General features: G+C 66.8%; 18 protein-coding genes and 3 tRNA genes. 11 read left to right on the forward strand and 10 right to left on the reverse strand.

All coding sequences use genetic code 11. From position 1 onward, the window contains the following. Positions 1 to 105: 105 nt before the first annotated feature. Positions 106 to 2,349: a DNA topoisomerase IV subunit A gene (parC, locus tag QP512_RS06725; RefSeq protein WP_286071446.1), complete on the reverse strand. Its 2,244-nt coding sequence runs from the start codon at positions 2,347 to 2,349 to the stop codon at positions 106 to 108. 60 nt (positions 2,350 to 2,409) lie between these two features. Then, positions 2,410 to 3,291, reverse strand: a complete 882-nt coding sequence (locus tag QP512_RS06730) for a helix-turn-helix transcriptional regulator (RefSeq protein ID WP_049399506.1) — start codon at positions 3,289 to 3,291, stop codon at positions 2,410 to 2,412. 172 nt (positions 3,292 to 3,463) lie between these two features. Here QP512_RS06730 and emrR point away from each other — a divergent pair, with 172 nt between their 5' ends. From emrR to emrB, 4 genes are read left to right on the forward strand one after another with little or no spacing between them, the layout of a single operon-like run. Then, on the forward strand, positions 3,464 to 3,907 hold the full coding sequence (emrR, locus tag QP512_RS06735) for a multidrug efflux system transcriptional regulator EmrR (protein ID WP_049429561.1): 444 nt from the start codon (positions 3,464 to 3,466) through the stop codon (positions 3,905 to 3,907). Next, positions 3,904 to 5,397, forward strand: coding sequence for a multidrug efflux transporter outer membrane subunit EmrC (gene emrC / locus QP512_RS06740; RefSeq protein WP_286071447.1), 1,494 nt, complete (start codon positions 3,904 to 3,906; stop codon positions 5,395 to 5,397). Before emrR ends, emrC begins: the two co-directional genes overlap by 4 nt. Positions 5,398 to 5,408: 11 nt before the next feature. After that, positions 5,409 to 6,590: a multidrug efflux MFS transporter periplasmic adaptor subunit EmrA gene (gene emrA, locus QP512_RS06745; RefSeq protein WP_286071448.1), complete on the forward strand. Its 1,182-nt coding sequence runs from the start codon at positions 5,409 to 5,411 to the stop codon at positions 6,588 to 6,590. Positions 6,591 to 6,597: 7 nt separating this feature from the next. Then, complete coding sequence (gene emrB / locus QP512_RS06750; protein WP_286071449.1) at positions 6,598 to 8,184, forward strand: multidrug efflux MFS transporter permease subunit EmrB; 1,587 nt, start codon at positions 6,598 to 6,600, stop codon at positions 8,182 to 8,184. 109 nt (positions 8,185 to 8,293) lie between these two features. Here the strand turns inward: emrB and QP512_RS06755 are convergent, their stop codons facing one another. The 3 genes from QP512_RS06755 to QP512_RS06765 all read right to left on the reverse strand — a co-directional run bounded on the left by QP512_RS06755 (position 8,294) and on the right by QP512_RS06765 (position 9,931). After that, the gene (locus QP512_RS06755) at positions 8,294 to 8,572 is read right to left on the reverse strand and encodes a hypothetical protein (RefSeq protein WP_286071450.1); all 279 of its coding nucleotides are present in this window, start codon (positions 8,570 to 8,572) and stop codon (positions 8,294 to 8,296) included. A gap of 324 nt (positions 8,573 to 8,896) precedes the next feature. Next, positions 8,897 to 8,981, reverse strand: a tRNA-Leu gene (locus QP512_RS06760). Between the two features lie 50 nt (positions 8,982 to 9,031). Beyond that, complete coding sequence (locus tag QP512_RS06765; protein WP_286071451.1) at positions 9,032 to 9,931, reverse strand: LysR family transcriptional regulator; 900 nt, start codon at positions 9,929 to 9,931, stop codon at positions 9,032 to 9,034. Positions 9,932 to 10,030: 99 nt separating this feature from the next. Between QP512_RS06765 and QP512_RS06770 the strand changes: the two genes are divergently transcribed. After that, on the forward strand, positions 10,031 to 10,777 hold the full coding sequence (locus tag QP512_RS06770; RefSeq protein ID WP_286071452.1) for a sulfite exporter TauE/SafE family protein: 747 nt from the start codon (positions 10,031 to 10,033) through the stop codon (positions 10,775 to 10,777). 56 nt (positions 10,778 to 10,833) lie between these two features. On the opposite strand, the gene QP512_RS06775 is transcribed toward QP512_RS06770, so the two are convergent. After that, a tRNA-Leu gene (locus QP512_RS06775) sits at positions 10,834 to 10,918 on the reverse strand. Between the two features lie 332 nt (positions 10,919 to 11,250). On the opposite strand from QP512_RS06775, the gene QP512_RS06780 reads away from it, so the two are divergent. Genes QP512_RS06780 through QP512_RS06790 form a run of 3 tightly spaced genes read left to right on the forward strand, consistent with a single transcriptional unit; the run spans position 11,251 to position 13,378 of the window. Next, on the forward strand, positions 11,251 to 11,427 hold the full coding sequence (locus tag QP512_RS06780; protein WP_286071453.1) for a hypothetical protein: 177 nt from the start codon (positions 11,251 to 11,253) through the stop codon (positions 11,425 to 11,427). Next, positions 11,428 to 12,267, forward strand: coding sequence for a CFI-box-CTERM domain-containing protein (locus QP512_RS06785; RefSeq protein ID WP_286071454.1), 840 nt, complete (start codon positions 11,428 to 11,430; stop codon positions 12,265 to 12,267). A 4-nt stretch (positions 12,268 to 12,271) separates the two neighbouring features. Beyond that, positions 12,272 to 13,378 carry an SPFH domain-containing protein gene (locus tag QP512_RS06790; protein WP_286071455.1) on the forward strand — a complete coding sequence of 369 codons (1,107 nt, stop codon included), beginning with the start codon at positions 12,272 to 12,274 and terminating at the stop codon, positions 13,376 to 13,378. Between the two features lie 131 nt (positions 13,379 to 13,509). On the opposite strand, the gene QP512_RS06795 is transcribed toward QP512_RS06790, so the two are convergent. After that, positions 13,510 to 13,594: transfer RNA gene (locus QP512_RS06795), tRNA-Leu, on the reverse strand. A 128-nt stretch (positions 13,595 to 13,722) separates the two neighbouring features. Here QP512_RS06795 and rnr point away from each other — a divergent pair. From rnr to rlmB, 3 genes are all read left to right on the forward strand, one after another. After that, complete coding sequence (gene rnr / locus QP512_RS06800) at positions 13,723 to 16,182, forward strand: ribonuclease R (protein ID WP_286071456.1); 2,460 nt, start codon at positions 13,723 to 13,725, stop codon at positions 16,180 to 16,182. A gap of 132 nt (positions 16,183 to 16,314) precedes the next feature. Then, on the forward strand, positions 16,315 to 16,797 hold the full coding sequence (locus QP512_RS06805; RefSeq protein ID WP_286071457.1) for a GFA family protein: 483 nt from the start codon (positions 16,315 to 16,317) through the stop codon (positions 16,795 to 16,797). 155 nt (positions 16,798 to 16,952) lie between these two features. Then, positions 16,953 to 17,696 (forward strand): 23S rRNA (guanosine(2251)-2'-O)-methyltransferase RlmB, encoded by a 744-nt coding sequence (gene rlmB, locus QP512_RS06810; RefSeq protein ID WP_005408775.1) that lies wholly within the window; start codon positions 16,953 to 16,955, stop codon positions 17,694 to 17,696. A 66-nt stretch (positions 17,697 to 17,762) separates the two neighbouring features. On the opposite strand, the gene QP512_RS06815 is transcribed toward rlmB, so the two are convergent. Genes QP512_RS06815 through QP512_RS06825 form a run of 3 tightly spaced genes read right to left on the reverse strand, consistent with a single transcriptional unit; the run spans position 17,763 to position 22,398 of the window. Next, positions 17,763 to 19,202, reverse strand: coding sequence for a TolC family protein (locus QP512_RS06815; protein WP_286071458.1), 1,440 nt, complete (start codon positions 19,200 to 19,202; stop codon positions 17,763 to 17,765). Next, positions 19,199 to 21,157, reverse strand: a complete 1,959-nt coding sequence (locus QP512_RS06820; RefSeq protein ID WP_286071459.1) for a MacB family efflux pump subunit — start codon at positions 21,155 to 21,157, stop codon at positions 19,199 to 19,201. Before QP512_RS06820 ends, QP512_RS06815 begins: the two co-directional genes overlap by 4 nt. Further along, positions 21,154 to 22,398, reverse strand: a complete 1,245-nt coding sequence (locus QP512_RS06825; RefSeq protein ID WP_286071460.1) for an efflux RND transporter periplasmic adaptor subunit — start codon at positions 22,396 to 22,398, stop codon at positions 21,154 to 21,156. The genes QP512_RS06820 and QP512_RS06825 overlap by 4 nt, the downstream gene beginning before the upstream one ends. Between the last annotated feature and the right edge of the window lie 63 nt (positions 22,399 to 22,461).

Consider the following 22,461-nt stretch of genomic DNA (forward strand, 5'->3'; position numbering starts at 1 on the left):
TTGTCCGGGGTCAGATCCTTTTTCAACGAAAACGGATCTGACCCCTCGCCATGTCGGATGGGTCAGAGCCCTTCCCCGTGGAAAGGGATCCGACCCCGTTACCCATCATTCCACCGACAACCCTTCCACCTTCTGCCAGCCGCGCGGCAGCAGGTGGCCGCGGGTGGCGCGGGCGCCGAGGTAGGCGTCGAGCTCGTTGAACTTCAGGCCCATCGTGCGCTGACCGCTGCGTACCTGCAGGGTCTGCCCCGGGCTGATCGCGACGATGGCGACCACGCGTTCGGTGGCGAGCTTGGCCTTCGGGATCTCGATGATCTTGTTGCCCTTGCCCTTGTCCAGTTCCGGCAGGTCGTTGGCGGCGATCGCCAGCAGGTTGCCCGAACTGGTCACCGCCACGATGCGGTCGGTGGCGACGTTGGCCACTGCCGACGGGGTCAGCACCGACGAACCGGCCGACAGGTTCAGCATCGCCTTGCCGGCCTTGTTGCGGCCGATCAGGTTCTCGAAGCGGGTGACGAAGCCGTAACCATGGCTGGAGGCCAGCACGAAGCGGGTGTCCGGCTCGGCGCTGGCCAGGGTCACGAAGCTGGTGCCCGGCGCCGGCGAGAAGCGGCCGGTCAGCGGTTCGCCATTGCCACGCGCGGAGGGCAGGGTGTGCACCGGCGTCGAGTAGGCGCGGCCCTCGCTGTCGAGGAACGCGACCTGCTGGGTGCTGCGCGCGCGCACCGCGCCCTGCAGTCCGTCGCCTTCGCGGTAGGACAGGGCCGATGCATCGACGTCGTGGCCCTTGGCGGCACGGATCCAGCCCTTCTCCGACAGCACCACGGTCATCGGCTCGCTCGGCACCAGCTCGGTCTCGTCGATGGCCTGCGCCGCCTGGCGCTGCACCAGCGGCGAGCGACGGGCGTCGCCGAACTTCTTGGCGTCGGCGGTCAGTTCGTCGCGGATCAGCTTCTTAAGCTTGGCCTTGCTGTCGAGGATGCCGAGGATCTTCTCGCGCTCCTTGGCCAGCTCGTCCTGCTCGCCGCGGATCTTCATCTCCTCCAGGCGGGCCAGCTGCTTCAGCTTGGTTTCCAGGATGTACTCGGCCTGTTCCTCGGACAGGCCGAAGCGCGCGATCAGCGCCGCCTTCGGTTCGTCCTCGGTACGGATGATGTGGATCACCTCGTCCAGGTTGAGGAAGGCGACCAGCAGGCCTTCCAACAGATGCAGGCGGCGCTCGACCTTCTGCAGGCGGTGCTGCAGGCGGCGGGTGACGGTGTTGCTGCGGAAGGTCAGCCATTCGCTGAGCAGCATCTTCAGGTTCTTCACCTGCGGACGGCCGTCCAGCCCGATCACGTTGAGGTTGACGCGGTAGCTGCGCTCCAGGTCCGTGGTGGCGAACAGGTGGCCCATCAGCTGCTCGGCGTCGACGCGGTTGGAACGCGGCACCAGCACCACGCGCACCGGGTTGGCGTGGTCGGACTCATCACGGATGTCCTCCAGCCACGGCAGCTTCTTGGCGCGCATCTGCGCGGCGATCTGCTCGATCACCTTCGACGGCGACACCTGGAACGGCAGCGCCGTCACCACGATGTTGTTGGCTTCCTTGGTGAAGGTCGCACGTGCACGCACGCTGCCGTTGCCGGTCTCGTACATGTTCCGCAGATCGTTGGCGGCGGTGATGATCTCGGCGCTGGACGGGTAGTCCGGTCCCTGCACGTGTTCGCACAGGTCGCGCACGGTCGCATCGGGGTTGTCCAGCAGGTGCAGCAGCGCGCTGACGATCTCGTTGAGATTGTGCGGCGGTACGTCGGTGGCCATGCCGACGGCGATGCCGGTGGTGCCGTTCAGCAGCAGGTGCGGCAGCCGCGCCGGCATCCAGGTCGGTTCCTGCAGGGTGCCGTCGAAGTTCGGCGCCCAGTCGGTGGTGCCCTGGCCCAGCTCGCCCAGCAGCACTTCGGCGATCGGCGTCAGCTTGGATTCGGTGTAACGCATCGCCGCGAACGACTTCGGGTCGTCGCTGGAGCCGAAGTTGCCCTGGCCCTCGATCAGCGGGTAGCGGTACGAGAACGGCTGGGCCATCAGCACCAGCGCTTCGTAGCACGCGCTGTCGCCGTGCGGGTGGTACTTACCGATGACGTCACCGACGGTGCGCGCGGACTTCTTCGGCTTGGACGCGGCATTCAGGCCCAGCTCGCTCATCGAATAGATGATGCGGCGCTGCACTGGCTTCAGGCCGTCGCCGATGAACGGCAGGGCGCGGTCCAGGACCACGTACATCGAGTAGTCGAGGTAGGCGCGTTCGGCGTACTCGCGCAGCGGCAGTTGTTCGAATCCGTGGAACACGGGGCGGGCAAGTTCGGTCATGCGGCGTTGTTACCTGTTGTCGGGAGGCGGCGACGGCGGTCGCCGCTCGCAATCCTGTGATTATCCGGATGCGGCGGGGGATGCCAAGCCGCGCGCAGGGTCCAGCCCGGTTTCCAGGCCATGCCCGGCCCGCGCCAGGTAGCGCCCGGGCGGCAGCCCGAAGTGGCGGCGGAACACGGTGACGAAGGCGCTGGCGCTGCTGAAGCCCAGTGCGTGGGCGATGTCGGCCACGCTGCGGCCGTCGGTCAGCTGGCGCAGGGCTTCGGAGAGCCGGGCCTGTTGCCGCCACTGGGCGAAGCTGAGCGTGGTCTCATCGCGGAAGTGGCGGGTCAGGCTGCGCGGCGACAGGCCTGCCCAGTGCGCCCATTCGGCCAGGCTGCGTTCGTCGGACGGGTCGGCCAGCAGCTGCGAGGCGATCTTCAGCAGGCGCCGATCGTGCGGCATCGGCAGGTGCATGCGCTGGCGTGGCGCGGTACGGATCTCGTCCAGCAGCACCTCGATGATGTGCTGGCGTTCGGGCGTGGTGTCGTAGCCCAGCGGCCATTCGCAGATGCGGTCAGCCAGCGCCTGCGCCAGCTTGGACAGGCCCAGCACGCAGGGATCGGCCGGCAGGGTGGCGCAGGCCGGCGCGGCCAGCGCCATGCCCCAGCCACGCAGCGGGCCGTCGAGGGTGACGGTATGCGGCTCCAGTGGCGGCATCCAGCCGGCCGAGCCCGGCGCCAGAGACCACGTCCCGTGCGAGGTGCGGGTGGTCAGCAGGCCGCGTTCGACACAGATCAGCTGCGCGCGCTGGTGGTGGTGCCAGTCCACTTCCCGGACCAGCCCCAGCGGGCTGTCGAAGCGGAAAGCGACCACCGGCGGGCCATCGTTGCGCTCGAACCAGTCCAGTGCGTCGTCCCTGAGCAAGCGTTTGGGAGGGGGGATTTCTGCCTTGTTCATCATGTCCGCTGGCTGAAATGTGTCATCCATTGGCTTAATTGTACTACCGGGCCAGCTGAGCGGGCCATTAAGGTGTGCGCCTTCACTGATCCAGCCCACTGCTGCAACACAGCATTCGATGCCAGATCGAATATTTCCATTGAGAAATATTTTTTTTGGAAGAGAATGCTCCCCCATGATCTGTCCTGCAACCACCCCCCCCAGCTTCGGCCTGCTGCTGCGCCAGGTGCGCGACGGCCTGGTCCGGCAACTCGACGCGTCCATGGCCGAAGAAGATCTGGGCATCGGCTTCACCCACTACATCGGGCTGAAGGTGCTTTCGCACATGGCCCCGTGCACCGCCAACGAGCTGGCCCAGGCCATCGACCAGGTGCCCAGCGCGGTCACCCGCCTGCTGGACAAGCTGGAGGCGCTGGGCTGCGTCCGCCGCGAACCGCATGCGCAGGACCGCCGCGCGTTGCAGATCGTGCTGACCGATGAAGGCCGCGCGTTGTGGGCGCGGCTGAAGCTGCGCGGCGACGCGGTGATGGATTACGCCTTGCGCGATCTTTCCACCGACGAGCGCACGCTGCTGCTGTCCCTCCTTACCCGAATCCGCGATTCACTGACGACCCCATGAACCCGATCCCGCATCCCACTCTCCGCCGGTCCGGGCGCGCGCTGCTGGTGTCAGCGCTGGCCCTGGCTTTGGCCGCCTGCGCCAGCAGCCGCGGCCTCACCCCGCAGGGCCACGTGCTTGACGTGGACAGCCTGCACAGCGAACGCACCCTGGCCGACACCGACCTGAGCGCCACCGGCTTCCCGGCGCAGGACTGGTGGAAGGCGCTGGGCGATGCGCAGCTGGACGCGCTGGTTGCCGAGGGCCTGGCCGGTCATCCGAGCCTGGACGCCGCCGACGCGCGTCTGCGCCAGGCCCAGGCCCAGGTCGGTACCGCGCGCGCCGACGAGCTGCCCAGCCTGTCGGTGTCCGGCGGCTACACCGGCCTGCGCCTGCCCGAGTCGATGGTCGGCAGCGAATTGGGTGGCCGCTACGGCGGCAGCAGTCAGGTCGCCTTCGACTTCAGCTATGGCGTGGACCTGTGGGGCGGCAAGCGCGCCGCCTGGGAAGCCGCCGTGGACGGTGCCCACGCCGCCACCGTCGAAGCCCAGGCCGCCCGCCTGAACCTGTCCACCGGCATCACCCAGGCCTATGCCGAGCTGGCCTATGCGTGGCAGCTCAATGACGTGGCCGAGGAAGAGCTGACCCGTTCGCAGAAGTCGCTGGAGCTGACCCGCCAGCGCCGCAGCGCCGGTATCGACAGCGACCTGCAGGTGCGCCAGGCCGAAGCCCGCGTGCCGGCCGCACAGCAGCAGGTGCAGGCCGCGCAGCAGCGCATCGACGCCGCCCGCACCGCGCTGGCGGCACTGGTCGGCAAGGGCCCGGACCGTGGCCTGTCGATCCAGCGCCCGCAGCCGCTGAACCCGGTGGCATTGCAGCTGCCGGGCGTGCTGCCCAGCGAATTGCTGGGCCGTCGCCCCGACATCGTCGCCGCGCGCTGGCGCGTGGAAGCGGCCGACAAGCAGATCAAGGTGGCCAGGACCAAGTTCTACCCGAGCTTCAACCTGACCGCGCTCGCCGGCGTGGTCGCCCCGAACGTGGGCGACCTGCTGAAGAGCAGCTCCACCTTCGCCTACATCGGCCCGGCGCTGAGCCTGCCGATCTTCGAAGGCGGCAAGCTGCGTGCCAACCTGGCCAACACCGATGCGCAGTACGACCTGGCGGTGGCCAACTACAACCAGGCCGTGCTGGACGCGCTGCGCGACGTGGCCGACCAGGTCAACGCGGTGCGCTCGCTGGCGCAGCAGGCGCATTCGCAGCAGCAGGCCGTGGACACCGCACGCTCGGCCTTCGACCTGGCCCAGCAGCGCTACCGCGCCGGCATCGGCAGCTACCTGGACGTGCTGACTGCGCAGTCCACGCTGTTGCAGTCGCAGCAGCAGCTGGCCGGCCTGCAGTCGCAGCAGGTGCAGTCCTCGGTGCGCCTGAGCAAGGCGCTGGGGGGTGGTTTCCAGCCCGCTGACGCCGACCGCGCACCGATCGCCTCCCATTCCGATTCCTCGCATTCCTGAAGACCCCTGCCATGAGCCAGACCCAAGACACCGCGGCCCCGGCCGCCTCCAACCGCCGCGGCAACCTGCTGCGCGGCCTGTTCGTGATCGTCGTGCTGCTGCTTGCCGCACTGGCGCTGTGGTACTTCATGTTCGGCCGTTGGTTCGAAGAAACCGACGATGCCTACGTGCAGGGCAACCAGGTGCAGATCACCCCGCTGGTGGCCGGTACCGTGGTCGCCATCAACGCCGATGACGGCATGCGCGTGGAGCGCGGCCAGCTGCTGGTGCAGCTGGACCCTTCCGACACGTCGGTGGCACTGCAGCAGGCCGAAGCCAACCTGGCCAAGACGGTGCGCCAGACCCGCGGTCTGTACCGCAGCGTGGAAGCTGCACAGGCCGACTTGAACGCGCGCCAGGTGACCCTGAAGCGCGTGCGCGACGACTTCGCCCGCCGCAAGGGCCTGGCCGCCACCGGCGCCATCTCCAACGAAGAACTGGCCCACGCCCGCGATGAGCTGGCCGCCGCCGAAGCGGCCGTGGCCGGTTCGCGCGAGACCGTCGAGCGCAACCGCGCGCTGGTCGACGACACCGTGATCGCCACCCAGCCGGACGTGCAGGCGGCGGCCGCGCAGCTGCGCCAGGCCTTCCTCAACAACGCCCGCGCCGGCATCGTCGCGCCGGTCACCGGTTATGTCGCCCGTCGTTCGGTGCAGGTGGGCCAGCGCGTGCAGCCGGGCAACGCCCTGATGGCGGTGGTGCCGACCGAGCAGATGTGGGTCGAGGCCAACTTCAAGGAAACCCAGCTGCGCCACATGCGCCTGGGCCAGGAAGTGGAGCTGAAGTCGGACCTGTATGCCGGTGACGTGAAGTACAAGGGCCGCATCCAGAGCCTGGGCCTGGGCACCGGTTCGGCGTTCTCGCTGCTGCCGGCGCAGAACGCCAGCGGCAACTGGATCAAGATCGTGCAGCGCGTGCCGGTGCGCATCGCCATCGATGCCAAGCAGCTGGCCGAACACCCGCTACGCATCGGCCTGTCGATGAAGGCCGAAGTGAGCCTGCGTGACCAGAAGGGTGAAGTGCTGCCGACCGCTGCCGCCAAGGGCACCGTGTTCGACACCGACGTGTATGCCAAGCAGCTGCATGATGCCGACGAGGTGATCCACACGATCATCCAGGGCAACCTGCCGCAGCAGCAGGCGAAGGCGGGCTGAGGTCGCCATGTCCGCACAAGCTCCAGCCGCGCCCGGCGCTCCGGGCGCACCGGCGGCGCCGGGAGCGGCCTCCGGATTCCTGCCGCCCAGCGTCGCCCTGTGCACCGTGGGCCTGGCGATGGCGTCGTTCATGCAGGTGCTCGACACCACCATCGCCAACGTCTCGCTGCCGACCATCGCCGGTAATCTCGGCGCCAGTTCGCAGCAGGCGACGTGGGTCATCACCTCGTTCGCGGTCAGCACGGCCATCGCGCTGCCGCTGACCGGCTGGCTCAGCCGCCGCTTCGGCGAACGCAAGCTGTTCGTATGGGCCACGCTGGCCTTCGTCATCACCTCGCTGCTGTGCGGCCTGGCCCAGAGCATGGGCATGTTGGTGCTGTCGCGTGCACTGCAGGGCTTCGTGGCCGGCCCGATGTACCCGATCACGCAGTCGTTGCTGGTGTCGATCTATCCCCGCGAGAAACGCGGGCAGGCGCTGGCGCTGCTGGCGATGATCACCGTGGTGGCGCCGATCTGCGGCCCGATCCTCGGTGGCTGGATCACCGACAACTACAGCTGGGAATGGATCTTCCTGATCAACGTGCCACTGGGCATCTTCGCCGCGCTGGTGGTGGGCAACCAGCTGAAGGGGCGCCCGGAGCAGATCGAGAAGCCGAAGATGGACTATGTCGGCCTGGTCACTCTGGTGATCGGTGTCGGCGCGCTGCAGCTGGTGCTGGATCTGGGCAACGACGAGGACTGGTTCTCGTCGATGAAGATCGTGGTGCTGGCCTGCGTGGCAGTGGTGACGCTGACGGTCTTCCTGATCTGGGAGCTGACCGACAAGGATCCGATCGTCGACCTCAAGCTGTTCCGGCATCGAAACTTCCGCGCAGGCACGCTGGCGATGGTGGTGGCCTATGCGGCGTTCTTCAGCGTGGCGCTGCTGATCCCGCAGTGGCTGCAGCGTGACATGGGCTACACCGCGATCTGGGCGGGCCTGGCGACGGCGCCGATCGGTATCCTGCCAGTGATCATGACCCCCTTCGTCGGCAAGTATGCATCGCGCTTCGACATGCGCATGCTGGCCACGATCGCCTTCATCGTGCTGTCGATGACCAGCTTCCTGCGCTCGAACTTCAACCTGCAGGTGGACTACATGCACGTGGCCGGCGTACAGCTGATCATGGGCATCGGCGTGGCGCTGTTCTTCATGCCCGTGCTGCAGATCCTGCTGTCGGACCTGGATGGGCGCGAGATCGCGGCGGGTTCCGGCCTGGCCACCTTCCTGCGTACGCTGGGCGGCAGCTTCGCGGCATCGCTGACCACGTGGCTGTGGGCGCGTCGTACCCAGGTGCATCATGCGGATCTGACCGAGCACATCTCGGCCTATCAGCCGGGCATGCAGGACCAGGTGACCGCGATGGGGCAGGGCAACCTGCAGAACGGTGCCGCGGTGCTGAACAACATGATCAACCACCAGGCTTCGCAGATGGGCTTCAACGACATCTTCTTCCTGCTGGGCTGGATCTTCCTGGCGATCATCACGTTCCTGTGGCTGGCCAAACCGCCGTTCGGCGCAGGCGCAGGTGCGGCCGCCGGCGGAGGGCACTGAAAACTCCCTGGAAACACGTGCAGTATTTTGACCCCGTCGCAAGGCGGGGTCCTTGTTTGTGCAACGCGGGTCCCACGGGCCCTGGCGTTGGGGGAGTGCAGCGGCAGGTTCAGCGCGTGTGATAGACGCGCTTGAACACGACTCGATCACGGAACAATAGGGAAATGGCCCACATTCCCGCCACAAGTACGGCGCCACACGTGAGCCAGCCGGCAGTGGCCTGCAATCGGCTGCCGACCAGGGCGCCGCAGATGATGGCGGCGACGAAGACGAACATTACGGCCTCCTTCGATGCGCCGTAGTGGACCTCGGCCTGGCATCCCACGCATACGCGTACGCCGTCATTCGAGCCGGTGTGGCAGTGAGGGCAGATGATGGTGCGCTGCATGGGGACATCCTTTTGGGGAAAGGGACGCTGGTCAGGTCGTGGCGATAGACCTGCAACCGGCTCCCGTAAATCTGCCTTCCACCGAAATGGAATCGGGTAGATCTCCGACTAGGAAAAGTACGAACTGAGCGGGTAACGTGAAATGCGACCCAAAAGGAGGCCGTTCAGGGTTTGGTGACGGCGCGCCGGGAGGAGGTATGCACCAGCGAGTGACGCCTGGGGGGGGGGCGAGATGCGACAGTTCGAGCGGTAGATGCGATGCCACGCTCGCCAAACCCCGGAAACGAAAAAACCCGCTTTCGCGGGTTTGATCACTTTGAGTCGTGGTGCCCAGGAGAGGACTCGAACCTCCACGGTTTTACCCGCTAGTACCTGAAACTAGTGCGTCTACCAATTCCGCCACCTGGGCGACTCAGGAGATGAATTATGAGGAACGACAGCGGGGGTGTCAACAACATTTCACACTTTTCTCTGCGGCTCCACGCCCAGGTGCAGCAGCAGGCTGCGCATCGCCGGCGACAGCTGCGCCCACTGGGCGAAGCACGCGCACAAACGGCGTTGTGCCCACGCATCGGCAAGCGGCACGGCGACGGTACGCGTGCTGCGCCGATGCTGGCGGGCGAGGGTACGCGGCACGATGCCGACGCCGATGCCGTGTCCGACCATGATGCACACGCCTTCGAAGGTCTTCATGCGGATGCGCACGTCCAGTCGGCGACCGATGTCGCGCGCCTGGCCTTCGATGTAGGTCTGCAGTGCATTGCCGTCGGCAAGGGCGACGAAGGTCTCGCTGGCAACCTCGGTGAAGGACACGCTGCGCCGCGATGCGAAGCGGTGGTCTGCGGGCAGCAGCATCACCAACGGGTCTTCCGCGACCACATGCTGCTGCAGGCCGGTGGCATCGACCGCGTCGCTGATGATGCCGGCCTCGGCCTGGCCGGCATTGATCGCTCGCACGACGTCCGGGCTGGTGCGTTCCAGCAGTTCCACGTGCAGGCGCGGGCGTTCGGCCAGCCACGGCGCGAGCCGCGAGGGCAGGTAGTTGGTCAGTGCTGCGGTATTGGCATACAGATGCAGGGTGCCGCGTGCGCCGTGTGCGAACGCCTGCAGCTCACCGCGCAGTTGTGCCTGTTGCTGCAGGATCAGGCGTGCATGGTGGGCAAGGGCGGCGCCGGCTTCGGTCAGGCTGACGCCGCGCGGATGCCGGTTCAACAACCCGGTGCCTGCGTCGGCTTCGATCATGCGCAGGCGTTCGCTGGCCGAACCCAGGGCCAGGTTGGCCTGTGCTGCGCCGGCGGTGATGCTGCCGGCCTCGGCGATGGCCAGGAACAGACGCAGGTCGGCGATATCCATCCGCATGGGGTGCCCTCATCGCAACGCCGGCGCCTTCGGATCAGCCGAAGGCAGGGGCGGGAAGACCGCATTGTGCGCCGATGATCTGCCCGATCCAATGAAGGCATGAATGAGACAACGTATTTCTACATGCTGCTGGTGGCGGTGTTCGTGCTGGCCGGCGTGGTCAAGGGCGTGACCGGCATGGGCTTGCCCACGGTGGCGATGGGCCTGCTCGGTGGCACGCTGTCGCCGGTGGCAGCGGCGTCGATGCTGTTCATTCCCACCTTCGTCACCAACGCGTGGCAATTGGTGTCCGGTCCGTCGCTGGGCGGCATCGTGCGGCGGCTGTGGCCGATGATGCTGGCAGTGGTGGTGGTGACCCTGGCTTCGGCAGCGCTGCTGGTGCGGATCGACCGCACCGGGTCCCGCGTTGCCCTGGGCGTGGCCCTGGTGGTCTATGCAGCCTATGCGCTGCTGGCGCCTGTATTCCGTGTACCGCAACGGCGCGAGCGTTGGCTGGGGCCGCTGGTCGGTGCGCTGTCGGGCGTGGTCACTGGTGCGACGGGTGTGTTCGTGATGCCGGCGGTGCCGTACCTGCAGTCGCTGGGGCTGCAGCGCGAGGAACTGGTGCAGGCGCTGGGGCTGGCGTTCACCGTGTCAACGATTTCGCTGACCACCGGACTGGTGATGCACGGTGCATTCGGCATCCAGCAGCTGGGCCTGAGTGCGCTGGCGGTGGTGCCGGCGCTGCTGGGCATGTGGCTGGGCCAAGTGATCCGGCAGCGCATCAGCGCACGGGTGTTCCGCGCCTGTTTCCTCGGGTTCCTGCTGCTGCTTGGGCTGGAACTGGTGTTGCGGCCGCTGTTCTGATGCCGGATTCCGGGCATGAAAAAACCCGCTTTCGCGGGTTTTTCTCATTCTCGACGTGGTGCCCAGGAGAGGACTCGAACCTCCACGGTTTTACCCGCTAGTACCTGAAACTAGTGCGTCTACCAATTCCGCCACCTGGGCGTCGAGGAGCGAGATTATGGGGTGTTGTTACGGAGGTGTCAACACCTGCGCCCGGTATGCCTGCGAGGGGGCTCACAAGGCCAGCCAGGGCCCATGCGTCCCACCCGTTTGCCGTCTGGATTGCCGCACGTTTTGGCCCGATGATGCAGCGCTGACCGATGCGGCGCAGGGAGCATGCCTGCCGTGGTCGGGCTGGAAACGAGATCCTGGCATGCAGCAGCAAGGAGTGAATGGTGGAGTGTCGGTCGTGCGGTGCGCCCCTGCGGGCTGCAATGCGGGTGTGTGCCTACTGTGGAAGCCTGCCGGAAGAGGCGGCGGCGGTCCGGCCCGCGATGGATGCCGGGATCGCCGGCGAAGCGGATCCGCGTGCCCTGGAGGCCTCCTTGCGTCGCGAGCTCGCGTTTCTTGTCGAGCAGCAGGTTGAAACCGGTCATCCAAGCATTGCCCGGAAGATTGAAAACGTCGAGCGGAGGCTCGGTGCACTTTTGCAGCAAACAGGGGGAGTGTAAGTGTCGGATGCAGCAGATTCCTTCGTCGAGAAAACCTTCGACGAGTTCACCGAAAAGACTGAAATCACGCATGTCCAGCAGTTCATGTGGGGAGAGGGCGACCTCTACATCCACGATTACCTGGACGAGGTCGCCATCAGCTCGGAAAATCTGAGCGCGTTCAATGCCCGGTTTACACTGCGGCGTGTCAAGACGGCTGAGCTCGATGTCCTTGTGCTCGATTGCGTGGTGATCCGTGCCGATGATTGGTTCCATGCGCGCGATGGTGTGATCTTCTTCAACTGCGATCAGGTCAATCAGCGGGTCGAGTTCACCGAGCAGGACACCCAGGTCGAGCACATCGGTGGTCAGATGTTCTGCTTCGAGAATGGGCGTTACATCATCTCCGAAGCGCTTCTGAAGACGATCTGTGCTGCTCAGGTCCTGAAAGTGCGCATCCAGGGCGCGACCGTCCATTCGGATCCGCCGCTGGACTGGTGCCAGGGATTCCAGAAGTACTGCAGGCAGTTCTACAACAACGTCTACGATGCCAGTGCCTGGCCCGAAGCGGTGGCCGGTGGCCTGCCGCCGCCGGCGAAGACGGGGTGTTTCATTGCCACGGCGGCCATGGGCTCATACGAGGATGGCAGCGTGCGGGTGCTGCGGCGGTATCGGGACCGCGTGCTGCGCAGGACAGCGGCGGGCCGCCGCTTTGTCAGGCTCTACTATCGCTGCTCGCCGCCGGTGGCTCGCCTGATCGAGGGCAGTGTGCTGGCCCGTGGCGCTACGCGGGTGCTGCTGGTTGCACCGCTGGCTGCGTGGGCGCGACGTCGCCTGTCTGCCAACACGATCGAGGCCTGACTGCATGGCGCTCATTGATGTCGTTGCGTTCGAGAACACTGCGCAGGACTTCGTCTGGAAGTTTCCCTCCACCCGCCTGAGGTGGGGTTCGCAGCTGGTGGTGAAGCCCGGCCAGGTCGCGTTCTTCGTCTACCGCGGCACCATCCGCGAGGAGGTGTGCGAAGGAACGATTACGCTCGATACGCACAACCTGCCTTTCCTGACCACGCTCACCAGCGTGCCGTTCGGAATGGACAGTCCGTTCCAGGCCGAAGTCTGGTTCGTCAATCTCGTCTCGAAGCTGGACAACCTGTGGGGGACCCGCCGCCCGATCCAGCTGGAGGATCCCCGATACGGCGTGGTCGTGCCGGTGCGCGCCTATGGCCAGTACGGTTTCCGGATCACCGACGCGCGGCGGTTCCTGGAGTCGCTGGTGGGGGCGGGGACCGGCTTTTCGGCCGGGCAGGTGGTCGAGTACTTCACCGGGGTGGTGCTGCAGGCGGTCAACGTGCACCTGGCGCGCGCGCTGACGACGCTGCGCATCTCCGTCGTCGAAGCGGCGCTGCACCTCGAGGAGATTGCTGCGCAATGCAGTGCGGCCATCGATGAAGAGATGGGTCAATTCGGTGTCAGCCTCGTCAATTTCTACTTCCACTCGGTCAACGTACCGGAAGACGATCCGAGCTTCCGCCGGTTGAAGGAACTGAAGGAAAAGACGGCTGAGCTGAACATGCTGGGGCGCGATATCTACCAGTACGACCGGTCGATCGACGTGTTGAAAACCGCAGCGGCCAACGAAGGCAATCCGGCGGTGCAGGCCGGGCTGGGGCTCGGTGCAGGTCTGGGGTTGGGGCAGGGCATGGCAACTCAGCTGGATGTGCTGACCCCGCGGCTGCCGGCACAGCCTCCCTCGCTTCCCGTCACCACACAGTACTTCCTGGCTGTGGACGGCAATGCGTCGGGGCCTCACGCCCTTGAACAGGTGTGGCGCCTTCTGCGTGAGCGTCGCATCACTGTGGAGACACTGGTCTGGCATGAGGGATTGCCCGCCTGGAAGGCGGTGCGGGAGATCCCGCAGCTTGCGGAAGGGGGCATGCCGCCGATTCCGGGTGGCCCGCCGCCGCTGCCCTAGCCCTTGTGCCGGTTATTCGACGGGACGCCGAAGGCGGCGTCCCGCTTCCATGTCGCCATTGTTGGCGTGGGGGAGGCACAACGCAAAAACCCCGCCAAGGCGGGGTTCTGTGCGGCCGAAGCCTTGAAACGTGGTGCCCAGGAGAGGACTCGAACCTCCACGGTTTTACCCGCTAGTACCTGAAACTAGTGCGTCTACCAATTCCGCCACCTGGGCGTTCCAGAGGCGCAATTGTGAAGATGAATCCGCAGGCTGTCAACGACTTCCTGAATATTTTTCACGCAAGGCCTTCAAGACGGCCACTGACCCGTTCTGCACGCCGTCAACGGCTACCATGTAGGGCGATGACTACCAAAAAACCAAGCAAGGGCGGGAGCACCTTCCGCGGCCAAGCTCCGAAGAAGGGCGCCAAGGCGGGCACGGCCCGCACCACCAAACCGGGCAAGCCGTTGCCGGGCTGGTTCCCCGAATTGAATGAAGACGGCGCACCACCGCGTGGCCGCAAGGTCCGCAATACCGACGCGCCAGGCCCGGCCCCGGGCCGCAAGCTGCCGCCGACCGGCAAGGTGATCGACGATCCCTACGCCGCGCGCGAAGCGGAGAAATACGAGCAGCCCATCGCAAGCCGCGAGGCCATCCTGGCCCTGCTGGAGCGCTGCGAAGGGCCGCAGACGGCCGAGGAACTGGGCGCACGCCTGGGCCTGACCGCACCGGATCGTGCCGAAGCGCTGTCGCGCCGGCTCGGCGCCATGGTCCGTGATGGCCAGCTGGTGCAGAACCGCCGTGGCGGCTTCGCCCCGATCCAGACCCTGAACCTGGTCACCGGCGTGGTGATCGCCAACCCGGAAGGGTTCGGCTTCCTGCGCCCGGTCGAGGGGGGCGACGACCTGTTCCTGCCCCCGTATGAAATGCGCAAGGTCATGCACGGTGACAAGGTGCTGGCCCGCGTGACCGGCATCGACCACCGTGGCCGTCGGGAAGGCAGCATTGCGCGCGTGCTCGAACGCGGCATGACCCGCCTGATCGGCCGCTTCAGCGTCGAGATGGGGATCAACTACGTGGTGCCTGACGACAAGCGCGTGCAGCGCAACGTGCAGGTACCGCCGGACCAGACCGGGGGTGCGCGTGATGGCCAGCTGGTGGTCTGCGAACTGACCCAGGCGCCGGACAGCCGCCGCCCGCCGATCGGCCGCATCATCGCCGTGCTCGGCGACAAGCTGACCGCATCGCTGGTGGTGGAAACCGCCATCCACGGCCACGAGCTGCCGTTCGAGTTCCCGCAGGAGGTGCTGGACGAAGCCGCCTCGGTGCCGATGGTGGTCGAGCCGGCGATGATCGGCGACCGCGTGGATCTGCGCAGCACGCCGCTGGTGACCATCGATGGTGAGGATGCCAAGGACTTCGACGACGCGGTGTACTGCGAACCGAATGCCGATGGCTTCCGCCTGGTGGTGGCGATTGCCGATGTCTCCAACTACGTTCGCCCCGGCACGCCGCTGGACGAGGAAGCGCAGAAGCGCGCCACGTCGGTGTACTTCCCGGGTTTCGTGGTGCCGATGCTGCCGGAGACGCTGTCCAACGGCATCTGCTCGCTGATGCCCAAGGTCGACCGCATGTGCTTCGTCTGCGACATGCAGATCGACCGCGACGGCCTGGTCACGCATTCCCGCTTCTACGAAGCGGTGATGAACTCGCACGCGCGCCTGACCTACACCCAGGTGTGGAAGGCGGTGGGCGAGGACGATGCCGATACCAAGGCCTGGATGGGTGACCTGCTGCCGCAGGTGCAGCGCCTGCACCAGCTGTACAAGGTGCTGTCCAAGGCACGTGCCAAGCGGGGTGCCATCGAGTTCGAAAGCAGCGAAGTGCGCTTCGTGCTGGACAACCGCGGTGAAGTCACCCAGGCCGGCATGCTGGTGCGCAACGATGCGCACAAGCTGATCGAGGAGTGCATGATCGCGGCCAACGTCGAGGCGGCGAAATACCTGCTGTCGCGCCACGTGCCGGCCCCGTATCGCATCCACGAGAAGCCGCCGGAAACCAAGTACGCCGACCTGCTGGAATTCCTCAAGGAGTTCAAGCTGAGCCTGCCGCCGTGGTCGAAGGTGCGCCCGGGTGACTACACCAAGCTGCTGAAGAAGATCCGCGACCGTCCCGATGCCACGCTGCTGGAATCGGTGCTGCTGCGCAGCCAGAGCCTGGCCATCTACAGCCCGGAGAATCACGGCCACTTCGGCCTGGCGCTGGAGGCGTACGCGCACTTCACCTCGCCGATCCGTCGCTATCCCGACCTGCTGGTGCACCGTGCGATCAAGCACGCACTGTCCGGCAAGCCGCTGGACAAGTTCACCTACAACGCACGTGAAATGGCGGCGCTGGCGCTGCAGTGTTCCGAACGCGAGCGCCGTGCCGACGAGGCCGAGCGCGAGGTCGACGAGCGCTACCGCGCCGCGTGGATGGAAAAGCACGTGGGCGGCCAGTTCGACGGTGTGATCAGTGGCGTGACCAGCTTCGGCCTGTTCGTGGAACTGGATGAGTCGAAGGTACAGGGCCTGGTGCACGTGACCCAGTTGCCGCAGGACTATTACAAGTTCGATGCCACCCGCAAGACCCTGACCGGCGAACGCCGTGGCAGCAGCTACCGGCTGGGCGACCGCGTGCGGATCCTGGTGCTGAAGGCCAGCATGGAAGAGCGCAAGATCGACTTCCGCCTGGTCGAGCACAAGGGCGAGGACGAAGGCGATGGCCTGCCGCCACTGCCCGAACGTGGCAAGCCGGCCAAGCGGACGAAGAAGAAGTATTGATGGGTAGAGCCGAGCCATGCTCGGCTGAAAATCCACGGTGGGTGCCAACCAGGGTTGGCACCCACCGTATCGGCACCGCTCATCAGATAGGTGTCGAGCTTGGTCGACACGATCTTCCGGAGGAAAGCAGCAATGCAGGGCCAACCCGAGTACCGCGGCGGCTGCCAGTGCGGCGCCATCCGCTTCCAGGTGCGCGGTGAGCTGACCGACAGCTCGATCTGCCATTGCCGGATGTGCCAGAAGGCCTTTGGTGCCTACTACGCGCCACTGGTGTCGGTGCGCGGCGTGCAGTTCAGCTGGACCCGCGGCCAGCCGCGCTGTTTCCAGTCCTCCAACGTGGTGCGGCGCGGCTTCTGTGCCGACTGCGGCACACCGCTGACCTACGAGGCACCGGACGGCGTGGCAGTGGCGGCTGGCGCCTTTGACGAACCCGAGCGCTTGCCGCCGACGATCCAGTACGCGATTGAGCGCAAGCTGCCGTTCGTCGATACGCTGGCCGATCTGCCGGCCCGTCGTACCGAGGACGATGCCGCGGCCCTGGACTTCCTGGCCACGATCGTGTCCCACCAGCACCCCGACCACGACACCCCACACTGGCCGCCGCGCAGCCGGTAACGCACCTGTAGAGCCGAGCCCACGCTCGGCTGGCGGGTCGCCGAAGCCTGAACCCAAGGCCACCGGGTGCAGGCTCGGCTCTACAGGCGGGCCCGCCGCAGCGCCCGGCCCGCCGATGCTCTACCATAGCCACCCCCTTTCCGGTCCTCGCCCGCATGAGCAAGAACAGCCAGTGGATCGTCGGCGTCAACGCCGTCGCCTCCTCCATCGAGAACGACGCCGAGAACGTCCGCGAAGTGCTGGTCGAGGCCGGGGCGAAGAACCCGCGCCTGACCGAGATCGAGGAGAACGCCCGCCGCAAGGGCATCGACGTGCGCAAGGTGAACAGCCAGGCGCTGGATGGCGTGGGCGGTTCGGTGCGGCACCAGGGCGTGGCCGCCCGTTACGCCGCCGCCCGTACCTACAGCGAGAACGAGCTGGAAGGCCTGGTCACCGCCGCTGAGGGCAAGGCCCTGCTGCTGGTGCTGGACGAGGTGCAGGACCCGCACAACCTCGGTGCCTGCCTGCGTTCGGCCGCTGCCGCCGGTGCGACTGCAGTGATCATCCCCAAGGACAAGTCGGCCACGGTCAATGCCACCGTGCGCAAGACCTCGGCCGGTGCCGCCGATCTGATCCCGGTGGTGGCGGTGACCAACCTGTCGCGCTGCCTGAAGGACCTGCAGAAGCAGGGTGTGTGGATCTACGGACTGGCCGGTGAAGCCACGGCTTCGCTGTACCAGCTGGATCTGAAGGGCAACATCGCGCTGGTGCTGGGCGGCGAAGCCGACGGCCTGCGTCGCCTGACCCGTGAAAACTGCGATGGTCTGGTCAAGATTCCGATGCCGGGCGAGATCGAGAGCCTGAACGTCTCCGTCGCTGCCGGTGTCAGCCTGTTCGAAGCCGTGCGCCAGCGCGGTTGATCGGCACCGATCGGGGTCAGATCCCTTTTCCAGAGGAAAAGGGATCTGACCCCGTTGTTTGGCGCGCTACCCCGCGCTGCCGCCCAACGCCTTGAACAGGGTCACGTCGTTGTTCAGCTGGCTCTGCCGCACGCGTGCCAGCGACAGCTCGGCGTCGCGCCGGGTCTGCTGCGCTTCCAGCCAGGTACGCAGATCGGTGGCGCCCACGCGGTAGCGCACTTCCTGCGCGCGCTCCACTTCCACCGCTTCGTCGTACGAGGCCTGCGAAGCGGCCACCTGGCGCGCCAGCTGCTCGCGTGCCGACAGCGCGTTGTCCACCTCCGACAGCGCGGTGTACAGCGTCTTGCGGAAGCTGGTGGCGGCGATCTGATAGGCCGTGCCGGCGATATCGGTATCCAGCTGCGCGCGCTGCAGGTTGAGGAACGGCAGCGACAGGCCCGCGCCCAGCGTGGCCACCGGGTTGCGCAGCACATCACCCAGCGAAGTCGCACTGGAGCCGAGGCTGCCGGTCAGGCTCAGCGCCGGGTAGTACTGGGTAGCGGTCACCTTGATGGTCTTCAGGCTGTTGCGCAGGCGCAGTTCGGCCGCGCGCAGGTCGGGACGGCGGCCGAGCAGGTCGGTCGGCAGGCCCTCCGCGATGTCAGGGCTGCGTGCGCCCAGCAGGTCCTGCGGCTCGTCCTGCTGTGGCCACGGCGTGCCGTCCAGCAGCACGGTCAGCGCATTGCGCGTTTCCACCCGCTGCTGTTCCAGCGCGCTCTGTGCTGACCGTTGCGACTGCAGGTTCTGCAGCGCCTGGCGCACTTCCAGGCGCGATACCGCACCCGCGTCGAAGCGCGCCTGCACCAGTTCGCGGGTGCGCTCCAGGCGCTCCAGGTTGGCCTGGCCGGTGGCGATGGACTGGTTGAGGTAAGCCAGCGTCCAGTACTGGGTGATGGTGTCGCTGATCACCAGCAGGGCGGTGTTCTGCCGGTCCTCCTCGCTGGCCTCGGCTTCCCAGCGGGCGATGTCACGCTGGGTGCGCAGGCGCCCCCACAGATCCACCTCCCAGCCCAGCGAGACGCCGGTGGAGTAACTGCGGCGCCAATCGTCGGCCTGGTCGGTGGCACGGCTGGCACTGCCGCTCACGCCGGACGAAGACGGCTGCGGCCACAGCGCGTTGCTGGCCAGGCCGGCCTGAAGGCGCGAGCGCTGCACGGCCAGGCCGGCGGCAGCGAGGTCACTGTTGGCGGCCAGTGCCTGCGCCACCAGGCGGTCCAGTCGTTCATCACCGAAACCGGTCCACCAGCTGTCCTGGCGAATGTCGCGACCGGGGGTATCCAGGCTGCTGCGCGGGTCGTCGGCCGGTGCATTGAGCGTGGCGTCGCCGCGCCCGTAGGTGGCCGCTACGTCGGGGTCCTGCACTGGATAGCGGCCGACCGAGGCACAGCCGGACAGCGCGAGCAGCAAGGCACCGGCCAGCAGCAGGCGCGAGGGAGCAGGGAAGGGCAGTCGGGTCATCATCTTCATTCGCGGGCCAGGGCCTCGACCGGGTCGAGCTGCGCGGCATTGCGCGCGGGCAGGAAGCCGAACGCCACGCCGATCAGGGTGGAGCAGGCGAACGCGGCAACAATCGAGGCGGTGGAGAACAGCACCTGGAAGTCACTGGCGAAGCGGCCGATCATCGAGCCCAGCAGCAGCGCCAGGCCGATGCCGAGCAGACCACCGAGCAGGCACACCAGCACCGCTTCGATCAGGAACTGCTGGCGGATGTCACTCTGCCGCGCACCGACGGCCATGCGTACCCCGATCTCGCGGGTACGCTCGGTCACCGACACCAGCATGATGTTCATCACGCCGATGCCGCCGACCAGCAGCGCGATGGCGGCGATGGCGCCGATCAGCAGCGTCATCGTGCGCGTGGTCTGTTCGATGGTCTGTCGGATCTCGGCGCTGTTGCTGAGGAAGAAATCCTCGGTGCCGTGGCGCATCGTCAGCAGGCGGGTGATCGCTTCCTGCGCGGCATCCATCGGCGTGTTGTCGTCCACGCGCACGGTGATGCTGGACACGTGGCCCTGGCCCAGCATGCGCGACATCACCGTGGTGTAGGGCACCCACACGCTGAGGCTGGTGCTGCCACCGAAGCCGAAGCTCTGGCGCTTGGCCACGCCGACCACGCGCGCCGGCACGTTGCCGAGCAGGATCACCTGGCCGACCGGATCGACATCGGGGAAGAACTGGGTCTGGGTGTTCTCGTCGATCACCGCCACCTGGCCCAGGCCCTTTACCGCATCGGCATCGAAGAAGCTGCCGCTGAGCAGGGTCACGCCCTTGACCCGGAAGAACTGTTCGCCGACGCCGCTGACCTGCGCGGTGGACGACTGGTTGCGGTAGCGTGCGGTGACCGAGGTCGACACGCTGGGGGTGGCGCTGTCCACGTAGCTCTGCTTGGCCAGGGCATCGGCATCGCTGGCCTTGAGGGTCTGCACGCGGGCCGAGCGCATGTCGCCGAAGCCGCGGCCGGGATAGACGTCGATGGTGTTGGTGCCCAGCGCACTGATGTTCTGCAGGATCTGCTGCTGCGAGCCGTTGCCCAGCGCCACCACCGAGACCACCGAGGCAATGCCGATGATGATGCCGAGCATGGTCAGGAAGGTGCGCAGCCGATGCGCGTTCATGGCCAGCAGGGCCATGCGGAAGGCTTCGGTGAAACGATCCCGGGCCGCCCGCCAGCTGTTGCCGTGGGCAACGCCTGTGCTGGCTTCGCGCTGCGCACGGTAGGTCGGTGCCTCCGGGTTGGCGCGGTCGGCGATGATCTCGCCATCGCGGATCTCGATGATGCGCTGCGCGTGCTGGGCCACGCTCATGTCGTGGGTGACGATGATGATGGTGTGGCCTTCGGCATGCAGCTCGCCGAGGATGGCCATCACTTCCTCGCCGGATTTCGTGTCGAGCGCACCGGTGGGCTCGTCGGCCAGGATCACCTCGCCGCCGTTCATCAGCGCACGCGCGATCGAGACGCGCTGCTGCTGGCCGCCGGACAACTGGCCCGGCTTGTGGTGCATGCGATCGCCCAGGCCCAGCCGCTGCAGCAGCTGCTCGGCGCGCGCGTTGCGCACCGGGCCGGGGCTGCCGGCATACACCGCAGGTACTTCCACGTTGCCACGTGCGTCCAGGTCACCCAGCAGGTGGTAGCGCTGGAAGATGAAGCCGAAATGTTCACGGCGCAGTTCGGCCAGTTCATCCGGCTCCATCCTGCCGGTTTCGCGGCCGGCCACCTGGTAGCTGCCACGGGTAGGACGATCGAGGCAGCCGAGGATGTTCATCAGCGTCGACTTGCCCGAGCCGGACTGGCCAACGATGGCCACCATCTCACCGGCGTGGATGTCCACGTTGACGTCGCGCAGTACGGCGATGACATCATCGCCGGCCGGGAATTCACGTCGCAGGTCGCGCAGGCGCAGCAGCGGCGCCGTCGTGCTCATCGGCGCGGACCCATGCCCGGGCCGCCGACCCGCATCTGCATGCCGCCACGGTTGCCGCCGCCGGCGCTGGCACCGGCGGCACCGGCTTCGCCGACCACCACGCGCTCGCCTTCCTTCAGCCCGGACAGGATTTCGGCCGAGGCGCCGTTGTTGATGCCGACGGTGACCTTGCGCGGCTGCGGCTGGCCCTTGTCGTCCAGCACCCGCACCATGCGCTCATCGCCACGGCGCTTCGGCCCCAGCGCCACCGCCGGCACCATCAGCACGTTCTTGGCCTGCTTCAGCAGCACCGAGACCTGGGCGGTCATGTCGATGCGCAGCGTGCCGTCCGGGTTTTCCACGTCGAACAACGCGTTGTAGTAGACCGCGCTGCTGGAACTGGAGCTGGACGAGCTGCTGGAACTGGAGGAGGTCTCGCTGGCGATCGAGGCCGGCGCCGGATTGATCTGGCGCAGGGTGGCGTGGTATTTGCGGTCCGGGTCGCCCAGCGTGGTGAAGTACACCGGCATGCCGGCCTTGATCTTGACCACGTCGGCCTCGGAGATCTCGGCATTGACGGTGACCACGTCCAGCCGCGCCAGCATTACGATGGTGGGCGCGGTCTGGTTGGCGTTCACGGTGCGGCCTTCCTCGGCCACCACGGCCACCACGGTGCCATCCATCGGCGCGGTGATGCGGGTGTAGGCCAGGTTGGCGCGCGCCGTGCCCAGCTCGGTTTCGCGGCCCTTGATCTGTGCCTCGTAGGACTGCAGCTGGGCGCGGGCGGTCTTCAGCTGGGCCTCGGCGGCATCATATTCCTGGCGCGAGGTGGCTTCGGCGGCCAGCATCTGCTGCTGGCGCGCGAATTCCAGTTCGGCCTGGCGCAGGGTGGCCTGCTGCACGGCGCGCTGGGCGGTGACCTGGTCCAGCGAGGCCTGTGCGTTGAGCACCTGGTTCTGCTGGGTGGTGGCGTCGATCTCGGCGATCAGGTCGCCCTCCTTCACCGTGTCGCCCAGCTGCACCTTCAGCGACTTGATCTGGCCCGAGGCCTGCGCACCCACGCTGACCAGCTTGTAGGCGTCGATCACGCCGGTGGCATCCACGGTCTGTTCGATGTCGCCGCGGCTGACCGGGGTGGTCGCCACGGCCGGGGCGGCGGGCTTGCGCAGCAGCCACCAGGCGGCCACGGCAACGATCAGGGCAAGCAGGGCGATCAGTATCAGGCGACCCCGGCGGGTCGCAGGCAGCAGGCGGAACGTCACGTCGTGGCTTCACTCTCGGGGCCGCGGTGGCGGCGTTGGTGGGCATTGTGAAGACGGGGCGAT

Source organism: Stenotrophomonas sp. 57, assembly GCF_030291075.1.
Lineage (GTDB): Bacteria > Pseudomonadota > Gammaproteobacteria > Xanthomonadales > Xanthomonadaceae > Stenotrophomonas.

Excerpts from the sequence above, each read along its gene's own strand:
- emrR (WP_049429561.1), top strand. The coding sequence starts at position 3,464 with ATGATCTGTCCTGCAACCACCCCCCCCAGCTTCGGCCTGCTGCTGCGC.
- QP512_RS06770 (WP_286071452.1), top strand. The coding sequence starts at position 10,031 with ATGAATGAGACAACGTATTTCTACATGCTGCTGGTGGCGGTGTTCGTG.
- emrA (WP_286071448.1), top strand. The coding sequence starts at position 5,409 with ATGAGCCAGACCCAAGACACCGCGGCCCCGGCCGCCTCCAACCGCCGC.
- rlmB (WP_005408775.1), top strand. The coding sequence starts at position 16,953 with ATGAGCAAGAACAGCCAGTGGATCGTCGGCGTCAACGCCGTCGCCTCC.
- QP512_RS06765 (WP_286071451.1), bottom strand. The coding sequence starts at position 9,931 with ATGCGGATGGATATCGCCGACCTGCGTCTGTTCCTGGCCATCGCCGAG.
- QP512_RS06815 (WP_286071458.1), bottom strand. The coding sequence starts at position 19,202 with ATGAAGATGATGACCCGACTGCCCTTCCCTGCTCCCTCGCGCCTGCTG.
- QP512_RS06755 (WP_286071450.1), bottom strand. The coding sequence starts at position 8,572 with ATGCAGCGCACCATCATCTGCCCTCACTGCCACACCGGCTCGAATGAC.
- QP512_RS06790 (WP_286071455.1), top strand. The coding sequence starts at position 12,272 with ATGGCGCTCATTGATGTCGTTGCGTTCGAGAACACTGCGCAGGACTTC.
- parC (WP_286071446.1), bottom strand. The coding sequence starts at position 2,349 with ATGACCGAACTTGCCCGCCCCGTGTTCCACGGATTCGAACAACTGCCG.
- emrB (WP_286071449.1), top strand. The coding sequence starts at position 6,598 with ATGTCCGCACAAGCTCCAGCCGCGCCCGGCGCTCCGGGCGCACCGGCG.
- QP512_RS06820 (WP_286071459.1), bottom strand. The coding sequence starts at position 21,157 with ATGAGCACGACGGCGCCGCTGCTGCGCCTGCGCGACCTGCGACGTGAA.
- emrC (WP_286071447.1), top strand. The coding sequence starts at position 3,904 with ATGAACCCGATCCCGCATCCCACTCTCCGCCGGTCCGGGCGCGCGCTG.
- QP512_RS06805 (WP_286071457.1), top strand. The coding sequence starts at position 16,315 with ATGCAGGGCCAACCCGAGTACCGCGGCGGCTGCCAGTGCGGCGCCATC.
- rnr (WP_286071456.1), top strand. The coding sequence starts at position 13,723 with ATGACTACCAAAAAACCAAGCAAGGGCGGGAGCACCTTCCGCGGCCAA.
- QP512_RS06730 (WP_049399506.1), bottom strand. The coding sequence starts at position 3,291 with ATGATGAACAAGGCAGAAATCCCCCCTCCCAAACGCTTGCTCAGGGAC.
- QP512_RS06780 (WP_286071453.1), top strand. The coding sequence starts at position 11,251 with ATGGATGCCGGGATCGCCGGCGAAGCGGATCCGCGTGCCCTGGAGGCC.